The 25668-nt window shown below is 70.2% G+C and carries 24 protein-coding genes and 1 tRNA gene; 14 read left to right on the top strand and 11 right to left on the bottom strand.

Features of this window, described 5'->3' with window-relative positions; all coding sequences use genetic code 11:
- Positions 1 to 34: 34 nt before the first annotated feature.
- Positions 35 to 382 carry a hypothetical protein gene (locus FM051_RS33555; RefSeq protein ID WP_238412835.1) on the top strand — a complete coding sequence of 116 codons (348 nt, stop codon included), beginning with the start codon at positions 35 to 37 and terminating at the stop codon, positions 380 to 382.
- 13 nt (positions 383 to 395) lie between these two features.
- Positions 396 to 758 (top strand): hypothetical protein, encoded by a 363-nt coding sequence (locus tag FM051_RS52225; RefSeq protein WP_158850505.1) that lies wholly within the window; start codon positions 396 to 398, stop codon positions 756 to 758.
- A 304-nt stretch (positions 759 to 1062) separates the two neighbouring features.
- Here the strand turns inward: FM051_RS52225 and FM051_RS33545 are convergent, their stop codons facing one another.
- The 3 genes from FM051_RS33545 to FM051_RS33535 are packed head-to-tail and all read right to left on the bottom strand — an operon-like array spanning position 1063 to position 4329.
- Positions 1063 to 1848 (bottom strand): SDR family NAD(P)-dependent oxidoreductase, encoded by a 786-nt coding sequence (locus FM051_RS33545; protein WP_238412834.1) that lies wholly within the window; start codon positions 1846 to 1848, stop codon positions 1063 to 1065.
- A gap of 16 nt (positions 1849 to 1864) precedes the next feature.
- On the bottom strand, positions 1865 to 3088 hold the full coding sequence (locus FM051_RS33540; RefSeq protein ID WP_158850501.1) for an MFS transporter: 1224 nt from the start codon (positions 3086 to 3088) through the stop codon (positions 1865 to 1867).
- The gene (locus tag FM051_RS33535) at positions 3085 to 4329 is read right to left on the bottom strand and encodes a glycoside hydrolase family 1 protein (protein WP_238412833.1); all 1245 of its coding nucleotides are present in this window, start codon (positions 4327 to 4329) and stop codon (positions 3085 to 3087) included. The genes FM051_RS33540 and FM051_RS33535 overlap by 4 nt, the downstream gene beginning before the upstream one ends.
- 119 nt (positions 4330 to 4448) lie before the next feature.
- On the opposite strand from FM051_RS33535, the gene FM051_RS33530 reads away from it, so the two are divergent.
- Complete coding sequence (locus tag FM051_RS33530; RefSeq protein ID WP_158850497.1) at positions 4449 to 5063, top strand: TetR/AcrR family transcriptional regulator; 615 nt, start codon at positions 4449 to 4451, stop codon at positions 5061 to 5063.
- 20 nt (positions 5064 to 5083) lie between these two features.
- On the opposite strand, the gene FM051_RS33525 is transcribed toward FM051_RS33530, so the two are convergent.
- Complete coding sequence (locus FM051_RS33525; protein ID WP_158850495.1) at positions 5084 to 6271, bottom strand: amino acid deaminase/aldolase; 1188 nt, start codon at positions 6269 to 6271, stop codon at positions 5084 to 5086.
- 72 nt (positions 6272 to 6343) lie between these two features.
- On the opposite strand from FM051_RS33525, the gene FM051_RS33520 reads away from it, so the two are divergent.
- Positions 6344 to 7621 carry a D-arabinono-1,4-lactone oxidase gene (locus FM051_RS33520; protein WP_158850493.1) on the top strand — a complete coding sequence of 426 codons (1278 nt, stop codon included), beginning with the start codon at positions 6344 to 6346 and terminating at the stop codon, positions 7619 to 7621.
- Positions 7622 to 7827: 206 nt separating this feature from the next.
- Here the strand turns inward: FM051_RS33520 and FM051_RS33515 are convergent, their stop codons facing one another.
- The 3 genes from FM051_RS33515 to FM051_RS33505 all read right to left on the bottom strand — a co-directional run bounded on the left by FM051_RS33515 (position 7828) and on the right by FM051_RS33505 (position 9631).
- Positions 7828 to 8460 (bottom strand): NAD(P)H-binding protein, encoded by a 633-nt coding sequence (locus tag FM051_RS33515; RefSeq protein WP_158850491.1) that lies wholly within the window; start codon positions 8458 to 8460, stop codon positions 7828 to 7830.
- Between the two features lie 14 nt (positions 8461 to 8474).
- Positions 8475 to 9092: a hypothetical protein gene (locus FM051_RS33510; RefSeq protein WP_158850489.1), complete on the bottom strand. Its 618-nt coding sequence runs from the start codon at positions 9090 to 9092 to the stop codon at positions 8475 to 8477.
- 453 nt (positions 9093 to 9545) lie between these two features.
- Positions 9546 to 9631: transfer RNA gene (locus FM051_RS33505), tRNA-Leu, on the bottom strand.
- Positions 9632 to 9747: 116 nt separating this feature from the next.
- Between FM051_RS33505 and FM051_RS33500 the strand changes: the two genes are divergently transcribed.
- From FM051_RS33500 to pknB, 7 genes are all read left to right on the top strand, one after another.
- Positions 9748 to 10932: a DUF3662 and FHA domain-containing protein gene (locus FM051_RS33500; protein ID WP_158850487.1), complete on the top strand. Its 1185-nt coding sequence runs from the start codon at positions 9748 to 9750 to the stop codon at positions 10930 to 10932.
- A 55-nt stretch (positions 10933 to 10987) separates the two neighbouring features.
- Positions 10988 to 11449 (top strand): FHA domain-containing protein FhaB/FipA, encoded by a 462-nt coding sequence (locus FM051_RS33495; protein WP_158850485.1) that lies wholly within the window; start codon positions 10988 to 10990, stop codon positions 11447 to 11449.
- Positions 11446 to 12870, top strand: a complete 1425-nt coding sequence (locus FM051_RS33490; protein ID WP_158850483.1) for a PP2C family protein-serine/threonine phosphatase — start codon at positions 11446 to 11448, stop codon at positions 12868 to 12870. The genes FM051_RS33495 and FM051_RS33490 overlap by 4 nt, the downstream gene beginning before the upstream one ends.
- Positions 12871 to 12874: 4 nt before the next feature.
- Entirely contained in the window at positions 12875 to 14338 is a 1464-nt protein-coding gene (locus FM051_RS33485; RefSeq protein ID WP_158850481.1) for an FtsW/RodA/SpoVE family cell cycle protein, read from the top strand.
- The gene (locus FM051_RS33480) at positions 14335 to 15804 is read left to right on the top strand and encodes a peptidoglycan D,D-transpeptidase FtsI family protein (RefSeq protein ID WP_158850479.1); all 1470 of its coding nucleotides are present in this window, start codon (positions 14335 to 14337) and stop codon (positions 15802 to 15804) included. Before FM051_RS33485 ends, FM051_RS33480 begins: the two co-directional genes overlap by 4 nt.
- On the top strand, positions 15804 to 17270 hold the full coding sequence (locus FM051_RS33475; protein WP_158850477.1) for a serine/threonine-protein kinase: 1467 nt from the start codon (positions 15804 to 15806) through the stop codon (positions 17268 to 17270). The genes FM051_RS33480 and FM051_RS33475 overlap by 1 nt, the downstream gene beginning before the upstream one ends.
- A gap of 72 nt (positions 17271 to 17342) precedes the next feature.
- Positions 17343 to 19352: a Stk1 family PASTA domain-containing Ser/Thr kinase gene (gene pknB / locus FM051_RS33470; protein ID WP_158850475.1), complete on the top strand. Its 2010-nt coding sequence runs from the start codon at positions 17343 to 17345 to the stop codon at positions 19350 to 19352.
- A gap of 75 nt (positions 19353 to 19427) precedes the next feature.
- Here the strand turns inward: pknB and FM051_RS33465 are convergent, their stop codons facing one another.
- Positions 19428 to 20072 carry an aminodeoxychorismate/anthranilate synthase component II gene (locus FM051_RS33465; protein WP_158850473.1) on the bottom strand — a complete coding sequence of 215 codons (645 nt, stop codon included), beginning with the start codon at positions 20070 to 20072 and terminating at the stop codon, positions 19428 to 19430.
- A gap of 65 nt (positions 20073 to 20137) precedes the next feature.
- On the opposite strand from FM051_RS33465, the gene FM051_RS33460 reads away from it, so the two are divergent.
- A complete protein-coding gene (locus FM051_RS33460; RefSeq protein WP_158850471.1) occupies positions 20138 to 21526 on the top strand; it encodes an FAD-dependent oxidoreductase in 1389 nt (462 codons plus the stop codon).
- Between the two features lie 14 nt (positions 21527 to 21540).
- On the opposite strand, the gene FM051_RS50835 is transcribed toward FM051_RS33460, so the two are convergent.
- Together FM051_RS50835 and FM051_RS54115 are read right to left on the bottom strand one after the other, a co-directional pair.
- Positions 21541 to 21699 (bottom strand): hypothetical protein, encoded by a 159-nt coding sequence (locus tag FM051_RS50835; RefSeq protein WP_202919153.1) that lies wholly within the window; start codon positions 21697 to 21699, stop codon positions 21541 to 21543.
- Positions 21699 to 22964, bottom strand: a complete 1266-nt coding sequence (locus FM051_RS54115; RefSeq protein WP_158850469.1) for a class E sortase — start codon at positions 22962 to 22964, stop codon at positions 21699 to 21701. The genes FM051_RS50835 and FM051_RS54115 overlap by 1 nt, the downstream gene beginning before the upstream one ends.
- Positions 22965 to 24030: 1066 nt before the next feature.
- Between FM051_RS54115 and crgA the strand changes: the two genes are divergently transcribed.
- Together crgA and FM051_RS33445 are read left to right on the top strand one after the other, a co-directional pair.
- A complete protein-coding gene (gene crgA, locus FM051_RS33450) occupies positions 24031 to 24297 on the top strand; it encodes a cell division protein CrgA (RefSeq protein ID WP_053714567.1) in 267 nt (88 codons plus the stop codon).
- Positions 24298 to 24513: 216 nt separating this feature from the next.
- The gene (locus tag FM051_RS33445) at positions 24514 to 24927 is read left to right on the top strand and encodes a PH domain-containing protein (RefSeq protein WP_238412832.1); all 414 of its coding nucleotides are present in this window, start codon (positions 24514 to 24516) and stop codon (positions 24925 to 24927) included.
- A 15-nt stretch (positions 24928 to 24942) separates the two neighbouring features.
- Here FM051_RS33445 and FM051_RS33440 read toward each other — a convergent pair whose 3' ends face one another.
- Positions 24943 to 25668 carry an MBL fold metallo-hydrolase gene (locus FM051_RS33440; RefSeq protein WP_158850467.1) on the bottom strand — a complete coding sequence of 242 codons (726 nt, stop codon included), beginning with the start codon at positions 25666 to 25668 and terminating at the stop codon, positions 24943 to 24945.

The raw sequence follows: 25668 nt of genomic DNA, 5'->3' as shown, positions 1-25668 counted from the left end.
GTTGAATCATCGCAATCTAGGTTCCGGTAAGCGAGTGAGCACGGAGAGGAACTTGGCTGTGGATCTGATCGAGCGGGCGGTGACCACCACTGGTGGACCGGCAGCGCCTGCCGTCACCACGGTCGACTCCACTCCGGCTTCCCTGTCTATCCAGGAGTCGACCGACCTCGGCTCCGGATGGCGCGGCACGACCGGGCAGCGTCGTTGGTGGCGTATTCGCTGCAGCGACGTGGTCGACCGGGAGCGCTGCCTCACCGTGCTGGTCGACCAGGGCCGTGTGGTCCTGGTCGGTCCGCCGGGTGAGACGGCGGTCCTTTCGGCCGACCAACTCGTACAACTCAGGGCCGCGCTACGTGAGGCCGCCGAGCAGGCGGAAAGGTGACGGTGACGTTTCGGTGGACGAGATCCTCGGACAAGTTCTTCGCAACGCGGTGTGGGAGCGGTTGGACCTGCTCACAGAGCTGGCCAACGAGGCCGACGCCCCGTCCCTCCTGTCGGTGGCACGTTCCGAGCTCCCTCGGCTGACCGAGGGTTGGCGGGCACTGCTCGCCGCGCACGAACCGGATGAAAAGGGCAATTGCCCCGAGTGCTCCGGTCGGTGGCGGCAGCAGAAGAGCCCGTGCTCGGTGTGGCGCGCCGCGTACGAACACCTGGTCGCGGGCGGTTTGGCCCCGCGCCCGGCTCGACACCTCCGATCGGCGCCGGTGACTCCTCCTGTCACCCGGACGCGACGAGGAGTGGTGGCTCGAGCCCGCTAACGGGCGGCCCCGACCTGTCGTTCCCCCGACGCGACGAGGTCGAGCTCCCGCCTACTGGCCGGCGGTCCGGGACGTGCGAACCCCCGACCGCGACGAACGGACCGCCGGCCAGCTAAAACCGCACGACAACTACACACAGACATCCGCGGGCCGGTGTTGTGCACACCTTCCCTCCCCGACCGACACTGGTCCGCGGGCACCACTTCGGCCCCGATGTCCGCACCTCCCGCGCGGACATCGGGGCCGTTTCGCGTCGTTTCGCGTCGTTTCGCGAAGTCAGCGGCCGGGACTCAGCGGCTCGGGCTCAGCGGTGGGTGCCGGTGCGCCAGCTGAGGTAGCCGGTCAGGCCGGGGAAGAGCCGGCCGCCGAGTTCGAACGCCTTGAGCTGCCACGGGAAGACCACTTCGTCCCGTTCCCGCTCGACCGCCCACGCGATCTTCGCCGCCACGTCGTCCGGCGTCACCGTCGGGATGAGCCTGGCCACGGCGGGGATCCGCTCTTCCGCGCCGGGGTTGTTGGCGAAGTACCGGCTGCTCACCTTGCCCGGCACGACCTCGCTCACCCCGATCCCGGTGCCGCGCAGGTCCAGCCGCAATGCCGCCGTCATCCCGCGCAACGCGTAACGGGCCGCCGCGTACCCGGTCGCGCCCGGGATCGGCAGGCGGGACACCGGCGAGTTCACGTTGACCACCCGGCCGGAGCCGCGCGCCCGCATCCCCGGCAGGAACTCCCTGGTCAGGTGCAGTGCCGCGGTGAACGGCAGGGCGATCATCCCGGCCAGCTCGGGCGACGGGGTGTCGTCCAGGAACAACCAGCGGCCGACACCGGCGTTGTTGACCAGCACGTCCGGCACGCCGACCTCCGCGACCACCCGTTCGGCAAGCGCGTGGATCTGGTCGACGTCCGCGAGATCCGCCGGTACCGCGACCGCACGCCCGCCGGTCGCCGTGATCCGTTCGACCTGCTCATCCAGCGCTTCACCGCTGCGCGCCACGAGCACGACAACCGAACCACGCCCCGCGAGCGTCAGGGCCGTCGCCGCACCGATGCCCTGCGACGCACCGGTCACCACGACCGTCTTACCCGCCAACCGCAACGAACTCCCCCTAAGCCACCGATCGAACCCGGGTCACCAGCACCGCCGCGCACAGCGTGGCGATCGCGGACACGGCGAACAACCCCCGGTACCCGCCGAGTGACGCCAGCACGAACGTGGTCAGCAACGGCGCCAGCACCTGGGGCAGCGCGTTGGCGATGTTCAGCACGCCGAGGTCCTTGGCGCGGTCCGACGCGGCGGGCAGGACCTGCGTCAACAGCGCCAGCGCCACCGCCCAGTACCCGCCGAACCCGACCCCGAGCAACGGCGCCGCGATCAGCGCCGCCGTCCACGTGGGCCAGGCGACGAGCAGCAGCGCCGCCACCGCCATCACGCCGGCCGACATCAGCACGTACGGCTTCCGCCGACCGGACCGGTCCGAGTGTGCGCCGACGACGAACGCGCCGATCGCCAGCGCGACCCCGTAGAGCAGCATCAACACCAGCAGGCCGTCCTCGGGTGACGGGTGCCGCACGACGTCGTCGAGGAAGTACAGCAGGTACAGCGTCCCGAACGCGTTACCCAGGTTGATCATGAAGTGCGCACCCCACGCCCAGGCGAAGTCCGGGTGCTTCCGCGGTGACACCCACAGCTCACGCCAGCGCAGCGCCGGTCGTGCGGTGAGCGGCAACCGCGCGTCCGGGGTGATCAGCACGAACATGAGGGCACCGGCCACGACCAGCGCCGCGCACGCCAGGTAGCCCGCCGGCAGGCCGCTGACCAGCACCGTCACCACGACCGCGCCGAGCACGGTGCCGAGCATCTGCGAGACGCCGACCAGCCCGCCGACCTTGGCCCGCTGCCCGACGGGCACCCGGTCGGGCACGGCCGAGGTGAGGCTGGCGAGCATCCCGTTCAACCCGGCCTGCACCAGGCACCACCCGATCACCATCACACCGACGGATGACGCCGACGACAGCACCACCAGGCCGACCGCGCCGATCAGCGCACCGGCCAGCGTCCACGGGTGGCGCCGCCCGAACCGGGACGTGGTCCGGTCCGACGACAGCCCGATCAACGGGTTCGCGACCAGCGCCGCCAGTGCGCCGATGCCCGTGACCAGGCCGAACACCGCCTCTTTGCCGGCCGCGTCGATCATCTCGGCCTGTTGCGGCAGCAGCACCTGGATCGGCGCGTAGATCGCCAGCCACAACCCCAGGTTGGCCAGGAACAGCCACGTCATCCACGACCGCCGGACCGGGACCACCGGTTCGGCCAACGCCTCCGTGCTCATCGCTTGATCCGATCGCGGTACCACTCGTAGGAGGCACGCGGGGTGCGTCGCTGCGTCTCGTAGTCGACGTGGACCAGGCCGAACCGCTGCGAGTACCCCGAGTCCCACTCGAAGTTGTCCATCAGGGACCACACGAAGTACCCGCGGACGTCCGCCTTCAGGGCCTCCTCGATGTGCCCGTCCAGGTACTCGATCCGCTCGGTGTCCTCGGCCGAGTGCGGGTAGCTGCACCCGCTCTCCGTCACGTACACCGGAGGCAGGTCGACAAAGCGATCTCGCAACGAGGAGATCATCTCCGACAGCCCGGACGGCACGACCGGCCAGCCGAAGCCGGTCTTCGGGTACTCGTCGATGTCCACCATCTCGAACGGCAGGGGGTTGCCCTCGGACGGCGACCGCAGGCGGGTCGGGTTGTAGTAGTTCACGCCGTAGAAGTCGAGTGGCGCCGAGGTGATCGCCAGGTCGCCGTCCAGGATCGGCAAGCGGTCGGCCAGCGAGTCCGGGTAGCGCCCGGCCAGCTGCGCGTCGGCGTAGAGCCAGTTGTGCAGATCGGAGTAGGCCGATGCCGCCTCGACGTCGGACGGACCGGCGGGCCAGGCGGGCGTGTGGTTGTTCGCCGTGCCCACAGCGCGCGCTCCGGCGGAACGCAACGCCTGCACGGCCAGCCCGTGCGCGAGGTTGAGGTGGTGCGCGGTCGGCAGCGCGTCGTAGAGCAGGGTCTTGCCCGGTGCGTGCTGCCCGACGGCGTACCCGAGCAGCGTCACCATCGCGGGTTCGTTGATCGGGATCCACATCGCGACCCGGTCGGCCAGCCGTTCGGCGACCGAGGCGGTGTACTCGGCGAACCGGTGGGCGGTGTCGCGGTTGAGCCAGCCGCCCGCTTCCTCCAGGTCCAGGGGTGTGTCCCAGTGGTACAGCGTGGCGACGGGCGCGATGCCCGACTCCACCAGCTCGTCCACCAACCGGTCGTAGAACGCCAGGTCGCCCGCGAGCACGCGCGGCCACGACACGGAGAACCGGTAGGCGCCGACGCCGAGGGACCGCATGAGCGCGACGTCCTCGGGGTAGCGGTGGTAGTGGTCGCACGCCACGGACGCGTTCTGCCCCTCGAACGCCGGGAACGCGTCCCACGCTGACGGTTGCCTTCCGGCGGCGGTGAACGCGCCTTCGATCTGGAAGGCCGAGGTCGACACACCCCAGAGGAAGTCGTCGACGCCCAGAAAATCGTTGGACAAGGTCACACGAGCCTCCCAGAACATGAAAGTGATTCGGATCGTAGGCGTGTTGCACCGGGAAGTGAAGTGGAGAGGTCCAGGACCGGGCACTATGGAGGCCCGCAGCCCATTCAGCAGGAGTCGCCGTGACCAGTACGACCCCACTGCGCCGCCAGCCGGTGCAGCAGCGCAGCGCCAAGCGCGTCGAGCGGATGCTCGAAGCCTGCGCACAGCTCATCGAGGAGGTCGGTTACGACGGAGTCACAACGACATCGATCGCCGAACGCGCGGGTGTCGCGGTCGGCTCGCTGTACCAGTTCTTCCCTGACAAGCGGGCGGTCGTGCAGGCGCTGACCCTGCGCAACCTGGAGAAGTTCATCCAGACCGTGGACGGTCGGTTCACCTCGACCACGCTCGAGCACTGGTGGGACGCCGTCGACTCGATCTTCGACGTGTACGTCTCGATGCACCGCGAGGTGCCCGCGTTCTCCAAGCTGCACTTCGGCGACGTCGTCGACATGCGGCTGCTGGACGACCGGCGTGACAACAACACGGTCATCTCCGACCGGATCGCGGAGATGATCTCGGCCAAGTTCGACATCCCGTTCGCCGAGCTGCAGCTGCCGATCTCGATCGCGGTCGAGGCGGCGGACGGCGTGCTGAACCTGGCGTTCCGCCGCGATCCCGCCGGTGACCAGCGGATCCTGGACGAGGCCAAGGCCCTGGTCCGCGGGTACCTGTCGACCCGGCTCCCGGATTAGCCCCAGTCCCAGCCCTGGCTCTACCCGAACGAGTGACCTTCGCCCCGGTAGGTGGGCACGGTCCGCTCCACCACGTCGCCTCGGACGACGTGGTAGTGGGTGAACCGCTCGGCCAGCTCGCCCGCCTTGGCGTGCCGCATCCACACGCGGTCGCCGAGGCGCAGTGAGTCGGCCGCCCGGCCCACCACCGGGGTCTGCACCTCGCCCGCGCCTTCCATCGGCAGCAGGTTCAGGCCGACCGGGAGGTACGGGGAGGGCTGGCGGTCGGCGGTCGCGGTGCCGGACGCGATGTAGCCGCCGGAGAAGAGGGTGGCCACGTGCCGCTTCGGCCTGCGCACCACGGGCAGCGCGAACATCACCGCGGGCTTGGGCTGGAAACCGCGGTAGCCGTCGAACAGGGTCGGCCCGATCAGGCCGGAGCCGGCGGCGAGTTCGGTGACCGACGGGTCGGCGCCGGTGACCTCCAGGCTGCCCGTGCCGCCGCCGTTGACGAACTCCAGGTCGGTGACCCGGCGGATGGCGGCGACCGCGTCCGTGCGGCGTTGCACCAGTTCGGCGGCGGAGTGGCGTTGCATCCAGCGCAGCACCGCGCCGAGCAGCGGCTTGCCGGGCGGCTGGTCGCCGAGGCCCGCGATCTGGCCTTCGTACGCCATCACGCCGACCAGCCGGAACCCCGGCCGACGCGTGATCGCCTCCGCCAGAGCGCGCGCTTGGCGTGCCGTGTGCACGGGAGACCGGCGTGGGCCGATGTGCAGGCCGGGCAGGGGACGCCACGAGACGTCCAGTTCCAGGCACACCCGGATCTCGGGGTGGTCGACGCCGAGCGCGGCCTGGACCAGGTCGAGGTGGGCGGTCGAGTCGACCACGATCGTGATGCGCCCGCGTGCCTTGTCGTCGTCGGCGAGCCGCTTCAACGCGGCGTGGTCCACGGTCGGGTACGCGACCAGGAGGTCTTCGGAGAGGTCGACCGACGACAGCCACAGCGCCTCGGCCAGCGAATAGCACATGACGCCCTCGAAGCCGGGCCGCGCGAGCACCCGTTCCAGGAGGGCGCGGACCCGGACGGACTTGCTCGCCACCCGGATCGGCCGCCCGCCCGCGCGGCGCGCGAGGTCGGCCGCGTTGCTGTCGAAGGCGTCCAGGTCGACGATCGCGAACGGAGGATCGTGCTCCTTCGTCGCGGCGTCGAGGCGCGTGCGGGGCTGCATGGACGTCACGGTACTTGAAAGGTGAATAGCTTTCACCTACGGTTCGTGGAACGCGTCACACCGGAGGTGGGCATGGGGACCCCGTGGACGAACTGGGCGCGCACCGCGTCCGCGAATCCACACCGGGTGGAACACCCGGCGAGCGTCGACCAGATCGCCTCCGCCGTGGCGGGGGCGTCAAGCGTGCGGCCGCGCGGCAGCGGGCACTCGTTCAGCGATATCGCGGTCGCGCCCGGCGTGGCGGTGGACCTCGACGCGTGGACCGGCATCGTCGAGGTGTCCGGCACGCTCGTCACGGTCCGGTCCGGCACGACGTTGCAGCAGCTCAACGCCCTGCTGGACGTTCTCGGGTTGGCCATGGCGAACCTCGGCGACATCGACGCGCAGACCGTGGCGGGCGCCATCTCCACCGGCACGCACGGCACCGGCGCGAAGCTCGGCGGCCTCGCCACGCAGGTCGTCGCGCTGGAACTGGTGCTCGCCGACGGGTCGGTGGTGCGGTGCTCGGCCGACGAACGGCCCGAGCTGTTCCAGGCGGCCAGGATCGGGCTCGGTGCGGTGGGCGTGATCAGCACGGTCACGCTGCGGTGCGTGCCCGCGTTCGTGCTGCACGCCCGCGAGTTCCCCGGTCGGCTGGACGCGGTGCTGGAGGAGTTCGACCACCTCACCGCGGTCGAGGACCACGTGGAGTTCCACTGGTTCCCGCATTCCGATCGGGTGATCGTGAAGCGGAACAACCGGGTGGACGAGCCGGCCGCGCCGTTATCCCGGCTGCGTCGGTTCTACGAGTACGAAGTGATGGAGAACGGGGCGTTCGGGCTGGTCTGCAAGCTGGCGAAGACCGTGCCGGCCACCACCAGGACGCTCAACCGGGTGTGCGGGGCGCTGATCTCCGAGCGCGACTACCGGGACGTTTCACACCGGGTTTTCGCCACGCCGCGCCGGGTCCGATTCGTGGAGACCGAGTACGCGGTGCCGCGGGCGGCGCTGCACGACGTGCTGCGGGAACTGCGGTCGGCGGTCGACCGGCTCGATCACGGCGTGATCGTGCCGGTCGAAGTGCGAGTAGCGCAGGGCGACGACATCTGGCTGTCCACCGCGCACGGCCGCGACACCGCCTACATCGCCGTCCACCAGTACCTCGGGATGCCGTACCGGCGGTACTTCGACGCGTTCGAGAAGATCGCGGGCGCGGTCGGCGGACGTCCGCACTGGGGCAAGATGCACAGCCTCACGGCCGACACCCTCCGCGACCGCTACCCGCACTTCGACGACTTCCGCCGGGTCCGCGCCGACGTCGACCCGACCGGCAAGTTCACCAACGCCTACCTGGCCCGCGTCCTCGGCTGACCCGCCCGGCGCGATGCTTCGCAGGGGTCCCCGCCAAGGGGATCCCTTGTTTTGATCCTGCCAGATCGGACCGACAAGATCGGCCGGTCGGGCGGGCGCCTGTGGACAACTCGCGAGGCCTGAACGTAGAACTCGCCGGTCCTGAACGTTCGACTCACGCCACCTGAAGGTTCGACTCACGCGACTTGAGGGTTCGACTCGCGTGGTTAGAAGGCGTCGGGGATCGGGGTGGTGCCGGAGATCAGTTCGTAGGTGCGGCGAGAGGTGCCGGGGCGGTCCAGGAGGGCCACCACGACGGCCGCCACGTCGGCGCGCGCTACGGAACCCCGTAGGGGTGTTTCGGCCAGCTGCACCAGGCCGGTCGGCTCGTCGTCGGTCAACCGGCCGGGCCGCAGGATCGTCCAGTCCAGATCACGTTCGCGCAGGTCGTCCTCGGCGGCGGCCTTGGCCGCCAGGTAGGCGTCGAACACCTCGTCACCCGTGGTGCGGCCGATGCCGGTGCTGCTGATCTGGATGAAACGCCGGACGCCCGCCCGTTCGGCGGCCTCCGCGAACAGCGCCGACGCGGCCCGGTCCACGGTGTCCTTGCGCGCCACCCCGCTGCCGGGCCCGGCGCCCGCGGCGAAGAGCGCCGCGTCCGCGCCGTTCAGGAATTCCGCGACCGAAGCGGCATCCGTCGCCTCGAGGTCGCAGTGGACGGGGACCGCCCCCGCGTCCAGTACATCCGCGTGGTGGTCGGGATTGCGCACCAACGCCGTGGCGCTGTCACCCCGCGCGGCCAACAGCCGCTCCACCCACAACGCGATCTTGCCGTGTCCGCCCGCGATCACTACCCGCATGGTCCGACCGTAGGTCAAGACACCGTCGTCAGCACCTGCTCGTAGACCAGTTCGTTCACCCAGCGCGTGGTCGCGGTGTCCTCGACCGGCACGGTCTCGTTGCGACCGGCGACATCCGTGCTCAGCTGCTGCTCCTCGTCGGCCAGCAAAACCGAGACGCCGTAGCGGCGCACCCGCGGCAGGCAGTTCGCCAGGTAGTCGTGCGTGAACGCGACCGACGACGGCAGCACGGCGGCGGCGTTGCCGAAGCGGGCGAACGGCACCGCGGAGGCCAACGCGGTCCGCCAGTGGCGGGCGACCGCCAGCACGCCGACGATCCGGACCGCGGCGGGCGGCACGCGGCCGTCCATCTCCGGCCACACCCACGTGGACACGGTGGTGCGGTCCGGCTCGGGACCCGCGCCGAGGCACAGCCGCTCGGCGTGCGCGTCGGCCAGCAGTTCCGCCACCACGATCACCTTGCGCCCCATGAGAACCATCTCGGGCAGCACCACGCCGTGCCAGCCGAGGCGGACGGCCGCCGCGGCCGCCAACTCCTCGGCGGAACCGGGTAGTTCGGGAACCGGAACAGCGGTAGCCGACAGCGCCCTGGCGTCATCGGTGTCCGCGATCCGTGCTGGTGTGCTGCTCACGCCAGGGCCTCCTCGGCAACCACGACGGGATGTCCGCCGCGTTCGACTCGTGCTCTGGGTAAGGCGTACCAGCTGGGAACGGTCGCATCCCCAGGCCGACGAGCCTCCTGCGATCGACGGCGTCGAGCGGTCGGTAACCGGTCGCAGACCGGAAATGGGACTTCGGCCCGGCGGTGCTGCCGTCTGGGTGACCCCGGCGGTCCTCGGACCCCCGGACGCGTGCTCAGCGTGTCCGTTCCTCGCCTGGAACGACCGCCGGCGACCGCCCACCCGACCCGGAACCCGCATCGCACACCGCACCGCCGACCGCTCGCCGTGCGAAATCGACCGACCGCCCGCGGTCACCACGTTCGGCCGCGACCGAACAGGTGACACACATCACGCGTCCGCCGAGGGCTAAAACACAGGAAAAACCAGAAGTCCCACCCACGTCAGTGGATGGGACTTCTGGTTTGGTGGGCGAGGGGGGAGTTGAACCCCCACGTCCTTTCGGACACACGGACCTGAACCGTGCGCGTCTGCCATTCCGCCACTCGCCCGGAGCGACGTGGGGAACACTAGCATGGTCCCCGTCCGGGTTACCAACTGGCCCGTGTCCCGGCACGTCAGCCCGGATACGATCGGTAGCAGAAGTCGACCGGGTCGGAGGGTTGCCGTGGGCCTCGTACAGCGCTTCGAGCGCCGTCTCGAAGGCATCGTTGGCAACACCTTCGCGCGTGTGTTCGGTGGCAACGTCGTCCCGCAGGAAGTGGCCCAGGCACTGCAGCGGGAGGCGGAGGGCAACATCCGCGAGTTGGCGGGTGGCAGGTTGCTCGCTCCGAACCACTTCCAGGTCCTGCTGGGTCCGCAGGACCACGATCGGCTTGCCGGGGACGGCCAGGATGAACTACGCATCACCCAGCTTCTGGGGGACTCCATCCGGGAGCACCTCGAAGAGAGCGGATGGGATACCTATGGTGACGTCGTAGTCTCCCTTGAGCGCTCCGACGCGCTGCACACGGGACAGTTCCGAACCAGCTCGTCCGTCGACCCCGACGTGAAAGTTGCCAGCCGACGGTCAGCACCACCTCGCACTGCAGGAGACGGATCCATGAGCCAGCCTCCCGGCTACGGACAAGGACAGGGCCAGCCCGCCTACGACCCCTATGCACAGGGCGGCTACGGCCAGCAGCAGCAGGGCTACGACCAGCAGGGTTACGGTCAGCAGCAACCGGGCTACGAACAGGGCTACGGTCAGCAGCAGCCCGGCTACGAACAGGGTTACGGCCAGCAGCCCGGTTACGACCAGGGCTACGGCCAGCAGCAGCCCGCGGGCTACGACCAGGGTTACGGCCAGCCCGGCTACGACCAGGGTTACGGTCAGCAGCAGCCCGGTTACGGTCAGCAGGGCTACGACCAGGGCTACGGCCAGCAGCCCGGTTACGACCAGGGCTACGGCCAGCAGGCCGGCTACGGTCAGCAGGCCGGTTACGACCAGGGCTACGGCCAGCAGGGGTACGGCGACCCGGCACAGGGTTACGCGCCCCCGGCGGTCCAGTCAGGTCCCCGGCAGCTGAACGCGACGCTGCACCTGGACGACGGTTCCAACCGCACTTACAACCTCAAGCAGGGTGGCAACGTGGTCGGCCGCGGGCAGGAAGCGGACTTCCGACTTCCCGACACCGGGGTCTCCAGGAGGCACCTGGAAATCACGTGGGACGGGCACAGTGCCATGCTCGCTGATCTCGGTTCGACAAACGGCACCACGGTGAACGGCACTCCAGTGCAGACTTGGCAGCTCGCGGAAGGCGACGTCGTCCGCATCGGCCACTCCTCGCTGGTCTACCGCACCCAGGGCTGAGCGGTCGATTCGAGCGTAGGCGTGACGGCACTCAAGTCAGGAGCGGTTACAACCGGTGCCAGAGCTGGTGATGCAGCTGACCAGAGCGGGTTTCCTCGTCCTGCTCTGGTTGTTCGTGTTGGCTGCGCTTCGAGTGGTCCGCTCCGACCTGTACGCGGCGTCGGGGCTCCGCGTCCCGACGCCGAAGTTCGGCAGAGGCGCTAAGAAGGCCGCCCGGGGCAACAAGGCGGCCCGACAGCTCGTCGTGACACACGGCGCGCTGGCGGGCACGCGCATCTCCCTGGACGGCCGGCCGATCATGATCGGCCGCGCCGACGACTCCACGCTCGTGCTGGACGACGATTTCGCGTCGACCCGGCACGCGCGGTTGTCGATGCGCGGTACCGACTGGTACGTGGAGGACCTCGGCTCCACGAACGGCACTTATCTCGACCGGGCGAAGGTCACGGCCCCACTCCGGGTCCCGCTCGGCTCCCCGATCCGAATTGGCAAAACGGTGATCGAGCTGCGCTCATGACCCTCGTCCTCCGATACGCGGCCCGCAGCGACCGGGGCCTGGTCCGATCGAACAACCAGGACTCCGTGTACGCGGGCCCCCGCCTGCTCGCGCTCGCCGACGGCATGGGTGGCCACGCCGCGGGCGAGGTCGCCAGCAAGGTCGTCATCGCCGCCCTGGCACCGCTCGACGACGACGAGCCCGGCGACGACCTGCTCGGCCAGTTGCGCGACGCGGTGATCGCGGGCAACGGCGCGATCTCCGAGCTCGTGCAGAGCGACCCCGACCTGGACGGCATGGGCACCACGCTCACCGCCGTGCTGTTCGCGGGCACGCGCCTGGGCATGGTGCACATCGGCGACTCGCGCGCCTACATGCTCCGCAACGGTGTGTTCACGCAGATCACGCACGACGACACGTTCGTGCAGTCGTTGATCGACGAGGGCAGGATCACCGAAGAGGAGGCGGCCACGCACCCGCAGCGCTCGCTGCTGCTGCGTGCGCTGACCGGCCACGAGGTGGAGCCGAGGCTGATGGTGCGGGAGGCCCGACCGGGCGACCGCTACCTGCTGTGCTCGGACGGCCTGTCCGGCGTGGTCAGCATGGAGACGCTGGACGAGGCGATCCGGATCCCGGATCCGCAGGCGTGCGCGGACCGGATGATCGAGCTGGCGCTCAAGGGCGGCGGCCCCGACAACGTGACGGTCGTCATCGCCGACGTGGTCGATGTCGACTTCGGGGAGGACGCCCCGATAGTGGGCGGCGCGGCCGGAGACGGCAGCGAAGACCCACCCCCACCCGACTCGCCCGCCTCGCGGGCGAGTTCCATCACGGGGCCCCGGCCGATACCGCAGCGGGTCGAGCCGATGCAGCCGCCGCCGGACCCCCGGCGGTCGCGCAACAACAAGATCAAGGCGTTCGCGCTGGTGGTGCTCCTGCTCCTGCTGCTGGCCGCGGCCGGTATGGGCACCCGCTGGTACGTGCTGCGCCAGTACTACGTCGGCACGGCGGACAACGGCGAGGTGTCGGTGTTCCGCGGTGTCACGGGCAGTGTGTTCGGCGTCGACCTGCACAGCCGGGTGGAGGGCTCGTGCCCGCCGGGCGCGCAGGCGTGCGAGCCGATCACGGTGGACGACCTGAAGGTCGCCACCAGGGACGTGGTGCGCAACGGCATCACCGACGTGGACGGCCTGGAGGGCGCCCGGGAGGCGATCCGCAGGCTGCGCACGGAGCAGACGTTGCCGCTCTGCGGGAAGGACAGCACCGAGAGCACCGCGGGGAACACCACGGGGACGTCCACCACGGCCGCGGCGCCGACGGCGACCACGACCGCGGATCCGGCGGCAACCTCGACCGTGGCGCCGACGTCCACCACTCCGGAGGGGACTCCCCTCACCACGCCCGTGCAGAAGCCGGGCACGGACTGTCGAAAGGGTCAGTAGTCGCATGGGTTCGCCGGTCCCCGGCGCGGAGGGCACACCGCTCGCGGCGGCGAGCAGCACGTCGCCCGGGTTGAGGCCGCCCACGCGACGCAGCACGGAACTGTTCATGCTCGCGTTCGCCGCTGTGCTGGTGACGTGCGCCCTGATCCTGGTGGAAGCCAACCAGGAGCGGGAACTCTCGATGCAGATCGTGTGGCTGGGTCTGGCGTACCTGGGGCTGCTGACCGTGGTGCACCTCGCAGTGCGCAAGTGGGCACCCTACGCCGACCCGGTGATCATGCCGTGCGTCGCGCTGCTCAACGGCCTGGGCCTGGTCATGATCCACCGGATCGACCTGGCCATGGCGGACGTGAAGTACGCGGACGGCAGCACCTGGTCGATCGCCGCGCCCAAGCAGGTGCTGTGGACCGCGATCGCGCTGGTGCTGTTCTGCACCGCGTTGAAGGTGCTGTCCGACCACCGCACGCTGGCCCGCTACGGCTACACGTTCGGCTTGCTCGGCCTGTTCGCCCTGGTGCTGCCCGGTGTGCTGCCGTCCTTCATCGCGCCGGAGATCAACGGCGCGAAGATCTGGCTGAGCTTCGGCGCGTTCTCCATCCAGCCGGGTGAGTTCGCGAAGATCCTGCTGATGGTGTTCTTCGCCGCGTTCCTGGTGTCGAAGCGGGACCTGTTCACCATCGCCGGACGCCGGGTGCTGGGTCTGGACCTGCCGCGTGCCCGCGACCTGGGTCCGCTGGTCGCCGCGTGGGCGGTCGGCGTGAGCATCATGGTGCTCCAGAAGGACCTGGGCAGCTCGCTGCTGTTCTTCGGCATCGTGCTGGTGCTGCTGTACGTGGCGACCGAACGGGCCGCGTGGGTCGTGCTGGGCGTGGTGATGTTCTGCGTCGGCGCGTTCGCGGCGTGGAAGCTGTTCGGCCACGTGCAGATCCGCGTGCAGAACTGGCTGGACCCGTTCGCGGACCCGTACGACAGGGGTCACCAGATCCTCGAGTCGCTGTTCGGCCTCGGCACCGGCGGGTTGTTCGGCGCGGGACTGGGCGGCGGACGGCCGGACGAGATCCCGGAGGCCAACACCGACTTCATCACCGCGGTGATCGGCGAGGAGCTCGGTTTCGTCGGCCTGTCCGCGGTGCTGTTGATCTACACCGTGTTCGCGCTGCGGGGTCTGCGCAGCGCGCTCGCCGTGCGCGACACGTTCGGCAAGCTGCTCGGCGGTGGTCTGGCGTTCGCGGTGGCGTTCCAGATCTTCATCGTCGTCGGCGGTGTGACCAAGCTGATCCCGATGACGGGCATCACCGCGCCGTTCCTGTCCTACGGCGGCTCGTCGCTGCTGGCCAACTACATCCTGGCCGCGCTGCTCCTGCGGATCTCGAACGCGGCGCGCGCGCCGAAGACCACGCCGAAGCCACGCCCGCAGCAGCCGGCCATCGCCGACCAGTTCACAGTCATGGTGGAGCGTCCGAAATGAACACACCGCTCCGCCGGGTCGGCCTCGCCATGATGGCGATGTTCCTGCTGCTGTTGGGCAACGCCACGTACGTGCAGGTCATCAAGGGCGACGACTACCGCAAGGACCCGCTGAACGACCGGGTGATCCTGGAGCAGTACTCGCGTGAGCGGGGCCAGATCATCGCCTCCGACGGCACCCCGCTGGCGGCCGTGCAGAAGACCGACGACCGGTTGGAGTACCTGCGCACCTACAGCAACGGTCCGGTGTTCGCGCCGGTCACCGGCTACTTCTCGTGGATCTACGGCGCGGGCGGCATGGAACGCGCCGAGGACGACCTGCTCAACGGCTCGGACGACCGGCTGTTCACCCGCCGGGTGTCCGACCTGATCACCGGTCGCGACCCCAAGGGCGGCAGCCTCCAGCTGACCATCGACGCGAAGTTGCAGCAGGCGGCGTTCGACCAGCTCCAGAGCCAGGACGTGACCGGCACGGTGGTCGCGATCCGGCCGCAGACCGGGGAGATCCTGGCCATGGCCAGCACCCCGTCCTACGACCCGAACGTGCTCGCCAGCCACGACGCGGAGGCCCAGGAAGAGGCCTGGAAGGCGTTCGACGCCGACCCGGGCAAGCCGACGCTGAACCGCGCGGTGCACGAGAACTACCCGCCCGGCTCGACGTTCAAGCTGGTGGTGGCCGCGGCGGCGCTGGCGGAGGGCAAGACCAAGGACAGCCAGGTCGACGGCAGGCCGGTGATCACGCTGCCCGGCACGAACACCCCGCTGCCCAACTTCAACGACACCAACTGCGGCAACGGCGTCACCGCCACGCTGGAGGAGGCACTGGCGAAGTCGTGCAACACGGCGTTCGCGGTGCTGGCCAACGAGCTGGGCGCGGACAAGCTGCGCGACCAGGCGGCCAAGTTCGGCATCGGCGAGCAGGACCTGACGATCCCGCTGTCGGTGGTGCCGTCGACGCTGGGCCCGATCTCCGACACGCCGTCGCTGTACCAGACGGGCATCGGCCAGAAGGACGTCCGGGTGACGCCGCTGGCCAACGCGATGGTCGCGGCGACCATCGCCAACGGCGGCGTGCGGATGCAGCCGCACCTGGTCGGCAAGATCCTCGCGCCCGACCTCCAGACGATCAGCGAGACCAAGCCGGACGAGGTCGACGAGGCCATGGACGCCGACCAGGCCGCGGTGCTGCGCGACATGATGATCGCCTCGGAGAACAACACCAGCGGCGGCGGCAAGCTCAGGAACGTGACCATCGCGTCCAAGACCGGCACCGCGGAGCACGGCGAGGACGTGGGGTCGACCAACCCGCACGCCTGGTACGTGGCGTTCGCGCCCGCCGAGAAGCCGGAGATCGCGATCGCGGTGATCGTGGAGAACGGCGGCCAGCAGGGCCTCTCGGCCACCGGTGGCCGGGTCGCCGCCCCGATCGGCCGCGCGGTCATCGGCGCCTACCTCGGGGGACGCTGATGCTGACCTCCGGCCAGTTGCTCGCCGAGCGGTACCGCCTGAGCAGGCGGATCGCGGTCGGCGGCATGGGCGAGGTCTGGGAGGCCGACGACTCCAGGCTGGACCGCAAGGTCGCGGTGAAGGTGCTGAAGGCGGAGCTGAGCGGCGACGCCGAGTTCTTGAACCGGTTCCGGATCGAGGCGCGCACCACCGCGTCGCTCAACCACCCCGGTATCGCGGCGGTGCACGACTACGGCGAGACCGCGTCGATCCCGGACGGGCCGGAGGACACCGCGTACCTGGTGATGGAGCTGGTGGAGGGCGAGCCGCTGGCCGCGATCATCGCCCGCGGCAGGCTCGGCGCGGACCGCACGCTGGACCTGCTGGAACAGGCGGGCAACGCGCTGCAGGCCGCGCACGAGCGCGGGCTGGTGCACCGGGACGTGAAGCCGGGCAACATCATGGTGACCCCCACCGGCAAGGTGAAGATCACCGACTTCGGCATCGCGAAGGCCGCCGATGCAGCGCCGGTCACGCACAGCGGCATGGTGATGGGCACCGCCCACTACATCGCGCCCGAGCAGGCCCTGGGTCACGCCGCCGAGCCCGCGTCGGACGTGTACGCGCTGGCCGTGTGCGGCTACGAGTGCCTGAGCGGGCACCGGCCGTTCCTGTCGGAGAACGCGGTGACGGTCGCGATGATGCACATCCGCGACCTGGCGCCGCCGCTGCCGCCGGACGTGCCGCCGGGTCCGCGGGCGCTGATCGAGGCGACCCTGGTCAAGGACCCGCGCCAGCGCTACCGCAACGGCGGCGAGTTCGCCGCCGCGGTGGGCGCGGTGCGGGCCGGTCAGCCGCTGCCCGCGCCGTCCGGTCTGGCGATGGCCGTCGGCGCGCCGCCCCTGGCGCCGGCTCCGCCGATGACACCCCCGAACATCCCCCCGCAGCCGGCGCAGCTCACCCATCCCGGCATCCCGGTGAGCCACCCCGGCTCCCGTCCGACCATGCAGCCCGTCCCACCAGGGATGAACACTCCGCACACGGGTGCTTTCCGTCCGTTGCCTCCCGGACCCTTGCCGCCGGGGCGCAACCGCGCCGTGCTGTGGGTTATGGTCGCTGTGCTGGTGGTAGCGCTGCTGGTGCTCGGCGTGCTCATCTTGCGCTGGGCGCTGAAGGAAGACGCCCTGTCCAACGGGGCGTCACCGGACGGGGCGAGCCCGCAGGGCACCACGAGCGCCCGCCCGTTGGACGACTCCACCGATCGACTCCCCGGCAAACCGAAGGTGACGATCACGAAGTCGGACTACGTCGACCTGCCGGTGGACGAAGTCGCGAAGAAGCTCTCCGGGAACGGCTTGGAACCCGAGGTGCACTCCGCGGACGGAGGCGCGCCGTTGGACGAGAAGCGGTGCCTGGTGTCGGACCTGGCGCCGACCGGCGAGGTTGCGATCGGCTCACGGGTCACGGTGACGTGTGTACCGACCTAAGGCCGAAACGGTACTAAAGCGAACGCAAGGCTTGATGGTGAGACCGTTGACGAGGAGCGGGACGAAGCACTGATGAGCACTCCGCGACTGCTCTCCAACCGCTACGAACTGGGTGAGACCCTCGGCTACGGCGGCATGTCGGAGGTGCACAAGGGCCGGGACGTCCGGCTCGGCCGGGACGTGGCCATCAAAGTCCTGCGCGCCGACCTCGCCCGTGACACCCAGTTCCAGGAACGGTTCCGTCGCGAGGCCCAGAACTCGGCCGCGCTGAACCACCCCGCCATCGTCGCGGTCTACGACACCGGTGAGACCCAGACCGAGTACGGCCCGCTGCCCTACATCGTGATGGAGTTCGTCGACGGCCGCACGCTTCGCGACATCGTGAAGACGCAGGGGCCGCTGTCGGGCAAGCGGGCGATGGAGGTCATGGCCGACGTGTCGGCCGCGTTGGACTTCAGCCACCGGCACGGCATCGTGCACCGGGACGTGAAGCCCGCGAACGTCATGATCACCCGGTCGGGCGCGGTGAAGGTGATGGACTTCGGCATCGCCCGCGCGGTGCACGACGGCCAGGCCGCGGTGACCCAGACCGCGGCGGTGATAGGGACCGCCCAGTACCTGTCGCCGGAGCAGGCGCGCGGCGAGGCCGTCGACGGGCGTTCCGACGTGTACGCGTCGGGCTGCGTGCTGTTCGAGCTGCTGACCGGGGAGCCGCCGTTCACCGGCGACTCGCCCGTGGCGGTGGCCTACCAGCACGTGCGGGAGGAGCCGAAGCCGCCGTCGTCGCTGAACCCGAAGGTGACGCCCGCGCTGGACTCGATCGTGCTGAAGGCGATGGCCAAGGGACCGGCCAACCGCTACCAGTCGGCCGCCGAGATGCGCGCGGACCTGGTGCGCGTGCTGTCCGGCCAGCGCCCCTCGGCGCCCGCCGTGATGACGGCCGAGGACCGCACCGCGGTGCTCAACCAGTCGGCGTCGCCGCGCACCGAGGTCGCGTCGGTCGGTGGCCGGCACCGCCCGGCGGCGCAGCGCGAGGAGCCGGCGGACGAGTACGACCCGCTGGCCGAGGAAGAGGAGGAGCGGCGCGCCCGGCGCAAGAAGGCGGTCATGGTCACCGTGGTCGTCCTGCTGTGCGTCGCCGTGCTGGCGCTCGCCGTGTGGATCACCACGTTGCTGCTGAACAACAGCGGGAACACCGCGGCCACGGACAAGGTGCAGGTGCCGGCGCTGGTGGGCAAGACGCAGCAGGCCGCGACGTCCGAGCTGGAGGCCAAGGATCTCAAGCCGCAGATCGAAGTGCGGCCGTGCCAGCCGGGCCCGGAGCCGACTTGCGCCAAAGAGCAGATCGGCAACGTGATCGAGACCGACCCGCCCGCGAACCGCGAGGTGGACAAGCGCAGCTCGGTCAAGCTGGTGATCGGCGGCGAGCCGGAGCCCGCGCCGGTGCCGGGCGTGACCGGCCTGTCGCCGCAGGACGCGCAGAAGAAGCTGGAAGCCGAGGGCTGGGTCTTCCAGCAGAGCACCGAGACCGTCGAGGTCGAGGACGCGAACCAGGTCGGCAAGGTGGTCGAACAGTCGCCGGCGGCGGCCACCACGGCGCCCAAGGGCAGCGTGATCACGGTGAAGCTGGGCAAGGCGCCGGACACCGTGCAGCTGCCGGACGTGGTCGGCCAGACGGTCGACAACGCCAAGGCGACGCTCGAGGGCAGCGGGTTCAGGGTGCAGACCAAGGACGTCGACAGCCCTGAGGACCTCAACGAGGTCGTCGGCCAGAACCCGGGGCCGGGGCGGGCCGAAAAGGGCACCGTGGTGACGTTGAACGTGTCGAAGAACAACCAGTTCCTGATGCCGGACCTGCGCGGTCTGACCGAGAACCAGGCCCGCAGCAGGCTCAACCAGGCCGGGTGGACGGGCAACGACCTGACCATCACCCGCCGGGACCCGGTCACCGACCTCAGCCAGAACAACAAGATCCTGGACCAGGCGATCAAGGCGGACCAGCCCGCGGCCAAGAACGCGCGGATCGAAGTGATCCTCGGCGAGTTCAAGGTCGGCGGCGGACCGACGACGACAACCAGGTAGCGAGCACCGAAAAAGGCCCCCCTCCGCGTGGAGGGGGCCTTTTCGTCGGCTTTCGTCGGCTGAGGTCCGGAGCGCTTACTTCTGGCGGGCGGCCGCGGCGAGTTCGCGCATGCCGTTCTCCAACTGGGCCACGGTGCCCTCGGGCACCTCGAAACCGCACACCGCGAGCCAGTTCGCCAGCATCCGGTGGCCGCCCTCGGTCAGCACGGACTCGGGGTGGAACTGGACGCCCTCGACCGGCAGTTCGCGGTGGCGCATGGCCATCACCACACCGGACTCGGTGCGGCCGGTCACCTCGAACTCGGCCGGGATGGTGTCCGGCAGCACGGTCAGCGAGTGGTAGCGGGTCGCGGTGAACGGGCTCGGCACGCCGTTCAGCACGCCGCCGCCGTTGTGGTGCACGACACTGGTCTTGCCGTGCAGGAGTTCCGGCGCGAGGTCGACCGTGCCGCCCCACACCGCGCCGATGGCCTGGTGGCCGAGGCACACCCCGAACACCGGGACGCCGTTGTCCGCGCAGTGGCGGATGACGTCCATGCTCTTGCCCGCCTTGTCCGGCGTGCTGGGGCCTGGGCTGACGAGGACACCACCGACTTCGCCGATCTCGTCCAGCTCGACGGCGTCGTTGCGCCGGACCACGCACTCGGCCCCGAGCTGGGCCAGGTACTGGACGAGGTTGTAGACGAAGCTGTCGTAGTTGTCGACCACGAGCACGCGCATGCCGCCAGCCTAGCCGTGACGAACCTCTCGCCAGAAGTGATCTTAGCCTAACCTAACCTGGAGGTATGACCCGTTCCCTGCGCGTCGCCGTCGTCGGCGCCGGTCCCGCCGGCATCTACGCCGCGGACATCCTGACCAAGTCGGTGCCCGCTGATTCGGGCTCCGCTGATTCGGGCTCCGCTGATTCGGGACTGGACGTGAGCATCGACCTGTTCGAGCGGATGCCGGCCCCGTACGGCCTGATCAGGTACGGCGTCGCGCCGGACCACCCGCGCATCAAGGGCATCGTCAACGCCCTCCAGCGCGTGCTGGACCGGCCGGGGATCCGGTTCTTCGGCAACGTCGAGTACGGCGTCGACCTCAAGCTGGAGGACCTCAGGCACTTCTACGACGCGGTGATCTTCTCCACCGGCGCGGAGAAGGACCGGGCGCTGGACATCCCCGGCATCGACCTCGACGGCTCCTACGGCGCGGCCGACTTCGTCTCCTGGTACGACGGCCACCCCGACGTGCCGCGCACCTGGCCGCTCCGGGCCCGCGAGGTCGCCGTCCTGGGCGTCGGCAACGTCGCGCTCGACGTGGCCCGCGTCCTGGCCAAGACCGCCGACGAGCTGCTGAGCACCGACATCCCGGACAACGTCTACGAGGGCCTGAAGTCGAGCCCTGTCACCGACGTGCACGTCTTCGGCCGCCGCGGACCGGCCCAGGCCAAGTTCACCCCCCTTGAGCTGCGTGAACTCGACCACTCGCCGAACGTCGAGGTCATCGTGCACCCCGAGGGCATCGACTTCGACCAGGCCAGCATGGCCACGATCCGGTCGAACAAGCAGGTTGAGATGGTGGTCAAGACGCTCCAGGAGTGGGCCATCCGCGATGTCGGCTCACGGCCTCGCCGACTGCACCTGCACTTCCTCGAAGCGCCCGTCGAGGTGCTCGGCTCCACCGAGGTGACCGGGCTGCGCACCGAGCGCATGGAGCTGACCGGCGACGGCGGCGTGCGCGGCACCGGCGAGTTCACCGACTGGCCCGCGCAGGCGGTGTACCGAGCGGTCGGCTACCTGTCCACGCACCTGGTCGACCTGCCGTTCGACCACACCTCCGGCACCGTGCCGCACCAGGCGGGCCGGGTGCTCGACCTGGACGAGCAGGCCATGACCGGCGTCTACGTCACCGGCTGGATCAAGCGCGGCCCGATCGGGCTCATCGGCCACACCAAGGGCGACGCGCTGGAGACCGTCACCAGCCTGCTCGCCGACGCGCCGACGCTGCCGGTCGCGCCGAGCCGTGAGCCGGACGCCGTGGTCCGGTTCCTGGAGCAGCGCGCGGTGCCGTTCACCACCGTGGACGGGTGGCGGAAGCTGGACGCGCACGAGATCGCCCTCGGCGCCGACCGGGACCGCGACCGGGTCAAGGTCGTGGACCGGGCGGAGATGACCGACATCTGCCGGTCATAGCGCCGAGGCGTGCCTCACTGGGGCGTCGTCACGTTGTTGAACGGCAACTTCGGCTCCGCCCACGGGAACACCACGAACATCAGCAACGCCACCACCCCGGCCACGAGCACCACGGCCTCCAGGATGCGCACGGGCAGCGGGCCGGGGAGGTGGCGCCAGATCCACGGGTACATCAGGATTCCTTCATCTCTTCGGGGACGAAGTCCGGGGCCTTGGGGTAGCTCATCGTCAGCACCGCGTGCACGATCAGCCGCTGCCGGTCGGAGAACCGCGGGTGGCAGGTGGTCAGCGTCATCAACGCCGCCTGCTGCGCCGCGGGCACCTCGCCGGTGAAGTGCGGCACCTGGCTGATCACCTCGCCCTGGGTGGGCAGCACGATCTCCTGGCCGACCGTCTTGTCGTACGGCGCGCCGAGCGGTGAGACCTTCGCGCACTTGGGGTTCGCCTGCTTCTCCGCCCAGCCGGCCGCCTCGCCCGCCATCGGCAGCACCCGGTAGACGAACCACTGGGTCTGCGTCTCGACCACGATCGCGTCGCACGAGTTCAGCAGGTCCAGGTCGTTGAACGGGGCGCCCTTGCCGACCCGGTGGCCCGCCACGGAGAAGTTGCCCGGCTCGCCCGGCAGCGCGGTGCCCTTGTAGTGGCCGGGGCCGATCTCCAGGTCCTTGTCGGTGGTGCCCTCGACGACGGAGAACTTGTAGTCCGGGCCGAACACCGGGATGTACATCTTGGCGAACGCCTGGCCGTCCAGCAGGTCGTACTTGACCTCGCGCTGGGGGTCGGTCGCGACCGTGTTCGAGCTCCACTGGTCGTCCAGCGCCTGGGTGGCGTCGTCCTGCTTGCCGGCCGAGATGAGGTCGGTGACGTACACCTCGTAGACCACGAACAGCAGGATGACCAGGCCCGCCGTGATCAGCAGCTCGCCGATGGTGCGGACGGTCTTGCGCGCCGTGCTGTCCGGCGGCGGTGCGGGCTGCTCGTCCTCGTCGTCGTAGTAGTCGTCGTCCTCGTAGTACTCGTCGTCGTAGTCCTCGTACTCGTCGTCGTAGTCGTCCACGGGTGCGATGACCTCGGTGGGCGGATCCACGGGACGGGGACGGCGCGGCGGCGCGGGTGGGCGGCCTCCCGGAGGCGGCGGGAGGCTGCCGGAGAACGCGTTGGTGTAGCGGGTGGCGTCGGCTTCCGGCGGTGCCGCCGGTCGGGGACGCGGACCACCGGCCGGTGGGGCAGGGGGCGCCGCCCCGCCGAGTCGGGCGGCCACGTCGGGTGCCGCGGCCCGGATCGCCGGGTCCTCGGGCGCACGGCGACGGCCGCCGGCGGGCGGAACGGGCTCGGGCTGGGGTCCCGTGTCGTCGCGCAACGCGCGGCGGCCTGACGGCGGTGGTTCGGGTTCGACGCGCGAGGGGTCGACGTACGGCGGTTCGACACGCGGTCCCATGTCGTCTCGACGCGCGCGGCGACCGGTCGGCGGAGCTTCAGCCCGAAGCGGCTCGCCGTAGGGCGGCTCGACAGGCGGCGCGACGTCGTCACGACGCGCACGACGGCCCGTCGGCGGCGGCTCAACCCTGGGCGGCTCACCGTACGGCGGCTCGCCGTAGGGCGGCTCGGCACGCGGCCCGACATCGTCACGACGCGCACGACGGCCGGTCGGCGGCGGCTCAGCCCGAGGGTGTTCAACGTACGGAGGCTCACCCCTGGGCGGTTCGACACGCGGGGACTCGCCGTACGGCGGCTCGACAGGCGGCGCGACGTCATCTCGACGCGCACGACGGGCAGTCGGCGGCGGCTCAACCCTGGGCGGCTCACCGTACGGCGGCTCGCCGTACGGCGGTTCAGCACGCGGCCCCACGTCGTCTCGACGCGCACGGCGACCGGTCGGCGGAAGCTCGGCCCGAGGCGGCTCGACGCGAGGCTGCTCCGGGCGCGGCGGCTCGGTGCGAGGCGGTCGGTAGTCCCCCGGACGGTTGAATCCGCCGGGTGGAGTGGGCGGCCGAACTGGGTCGCCGGGACGTCCCACGGGCCGGTCGAAACCACCCGGCGGCGTCGGCGGTCGGTCGAAACCCCCTGGTGGGGTGGGCGGCCGAACTGGGTCGCCGGGACGTCCCACGGGCCGGTCGAAACCACCCGGAGGGGTCGGCGGTCGGTCGAAACCCCCTGGTGGGGTGGGCGGCCGGTCCGGGCCGCCGGGACGTCCCACGGGCCGGTCGAAACCGCCCGGAGGGGTCGGTGGCCGGTCGAAACCCCCTGGTGGAGTGGGCGGGCGGTAGCCTGGTGGCGGATGTTCGCCGGGTGCCTGGGGCGGCTGGGGCCTGGGGCGTGGCGGTCGGCCCGGCGGGCCGCCTTGCGGCGGGGGCGGGTCGTAGCTCACCGGAAAACCTCCCAAGCCGAACGTTCCAGAACACACGGTGCTTCAGGGACCTGCTCGGTTACGTTAACGTGTTCATCCAGCAGTGGACGTGAACTCGTGCCACTGGAGGCCTATCCACCCGTCAGGCGAGGACAGCATGCCCAAGTCCAAGGTCCGCAAGAAGGCCGTCTACACGGCGCCTGCCGATCGCCGCACCCCGGTGAAGGTCAAGGCAGCGGGGCCGTCGCACCCCGTCTACGTCGCCGTGATGCTCGGCATGATGCTGTTGGGGCTGGCGTGGCTGGTGGTCAACTACATCGCGGGCGAGAAGGTCCCGGTGATGATGGACCTCGGGTCCTGGAACTTCGGCATCGGATTCGCCCTGATGATCGTCGGCTTGCTGATGACCATGAAATGGCGCTGACCACGCGCTACGCCAAGTGGCTGACGGCCCGGACGTGCTCCACGTCCGGGTCGTTCCGCGTTACCCGGTCGTTTACCTGGTTCACCTGACGGTCACCGAAGCACACGGATGTAAGTCATCCCCAATGGGGACAACTCCTGTGGATAACTTTGCGCCATATTGCACAAGCGCCGGTCGGGGGCTCTAGTTGTCCACAAGTGCGGCAGACTCAAATGCGTGAACCCATCGCGTTCCTGGTCACCGCAACCGGGCATGGTCGGCCTCGCCTGGGGCCTGGCCTCCGTGTCACTGCTGGTCACGGTCCTCAGCTCCGAGGCGACGAGCCGGGTCTTCCTCGGCCTCGCCACCGTCCTGCTGCTCGGGCTGGCCGCTTACGGCACGTTCGTCCGCCCCAGGCTGCTGGTGGACGACTCGGGCCTCACCATCCGCACCCTGACCGGGACGCGGCAGCTGCCGTGGCACGAGGTGAAGGTGCGCCTCACCCGAACGCGCAGGCTCGGCCGCGAGACGGCCACGCTGGAGCTGGACTGGCAGCGGGGCGAGGACGAGCAGCTGTACGTGCTGACCCCGATCGACCTGGGCACCGACCCGCGCGACGTGGCGGACGTCCTGCACGCGCTGCGGCCGTGAACCAGAGGTCGTGAACTAGAGGTCGATGACCAGCCCGGACGCGGCGACGTCCACGTCACCCGGGTAGCCGGCCGCCTCCAGGTGCCCCGCCGGGTCCGATCCCGGCCACAGGTGGGCCAGCACGAGCCGACCCACCCCGGCCCGGCGGGCGTTCACCCCTGCCTGCTCGGCCGTCGACAGGTAGGGCGCGTTGTCCGCCGGCAGCACCTGCCGCGCGAACGTCGCCTCGGCCACGAACACGTCGGCGTCCCGCGCCAGGTCCACCAGCGCCGGGCTCGGCCCGGTGTCACCCGTGTAGGCGATCACGCGTCCACCGGCGGTCAGCCGCAGGCCGGCGTTGGGCACGAAGTGCGGCAGGTCCCAGGTGTCCACCCGGAACGGCCCCACCTCGAACGATCGCTCGATCGTGTGCACCGAGTACGCCGAATCGAGCCGCACCTGGTCCAACGCCAGCACGCGGTCCAGCGCACCCTCCGGCGCGTGGAGCGGCAGCGCGGGAGCCGAAGTCCCGAGCGCATGGGCTCGCAGCAACGGGTTCAGGTCGGCGCAGTGGTCCGGGTGGCCGTGGCTCACCAGGACGGCGTCCACCGCGGAAACCGGCACCAACGCCTGCAGAACGGGGAAAGTCGCGTACCCCGGATCCACCAGAAGTGTGAACCCGTCGTGTTCCACGAGGTAACCGCTGCACGCCTGGGCGGCCGTCGGCCACGCGCCGACACCGCCCAGGACGGTCAGCCGCAC

Origin of the sequence: Saccharothrix deserti (assembly GCF_009769385.1) — a bacterium.
Taxonomy (GTDB): domain Bacteria; phylum Actinomycetota; class Actinomycetes; order Mycobacteriales; family Pseudonocardiaceae; genus Actinosynnema; species Actinosynnema deserti.
This window is presented reverse-complemented; position numbering and strand designations above follow the sequence as displayed.